At 38.4% G+C, this 1,159-nt stretch carries 1 pseudogene; it reads left to right on the top strand.

Annotated elements, in window-relative coordinates:
* Positions 1–1,159, top strand: a pseudogene (locus tag AC1DND_RS28230) (DNA-directed RNA polymerase subunit beta'); the annotation flags it as partial.

The following is a 1,159-nucleotide window of genomic DNA, read 5'->3' as shown; positions in this document are numbered from 1 at the left end:
CGTGTGGATTATTCAGCTCGTTCGGTAATTGTTGTAGGGCCTAGCCTTAAATTGCACGAGTGCGGTATTCCGAAAGATATGGCTGCTGAGCTTTACAAACCATTCATTATTCGTAAGATGATTGAGCGTGGTGTAGTAAAAACAGTTAAATCTGCTAAGAAAATCGTTGATAGAAAAGATCCATTAGTTTGGGATATTTTAGAAAATGTATTAAAAGGTCACCCGGTATTATTAAACCGTGCACCTACGCTACACAGACTAGGTATTCAGGCTTTCCAGCCAAAATTAATTGAAGGAAAAGCAATCCAGTTACACCCACTAGTTTGTACTGCGTTCAACGCCGATTTTGATGGTGACCAGATGGCTGTCCACTTACCTTTAGGTAATGCAGCAATTTTGGAAGCCCAAGTATTAATGTTGGCCGCACACAATATCTTAAACCCTGCAAACGGTACGCCAATTACAGTACCATCACAGGATATGGTTTTGGGTCTTTATTATATTACTAAAGGCCGTAGAACAGATGAAACCAGAGTTGTAAAAGGACAGGATTCGAATTTCTATTCTCCGGAAGAAGTTATCATTGCTTATAACGAGAAAGAATTAGACTTGCATGCATTTATCAAAGTAAGGGTAAATGTTAAACAAGGCGATGGTTCTATCGTTAATAAATTAACTGAAACCACTGTAGGTAGAGTATTGTTCAACCAAATGGTCCCTGAAGAAGTTGGTTATATCAATGAATTATTAACCAAAAAATCTTTAAGAGATATTATTGGTGAAGTAGTGAAAATGACTGGTATGGCCCGTGCTTCTCAATTCTTAGATGATATCAAAGAATTAGGATTCCGTATGGCATTCCAGGGAGGTTTATCGTTCAACTTACAAGACGTAAACATTCCGGTAGAAAAACATACTTTATTAGAACAGGCAGCAGCTGAAGTTGAAGAGGTAAGAAACAACTATAACATGGGTTTCATTACCAACAACGAACGTTACAACCAGATTATTGATATCTGGACCCGTATCAACAACAGGTTAACTACATTCGTTATGACTCAGTTATCGTCAGATAACCAAGGTTTTAACTCGGTTTACATGATGCTTGATTCAGGTGCACGTGGATCTAAAGAGCAGATTCGTCAGCAGATTCGTCAGC

This window comes from Pedobacter sp. 01N416, assembly GCF_056399685.1.
This window is presented reverse-complemented; position numbering and strand designations above follow the sequence as displayed.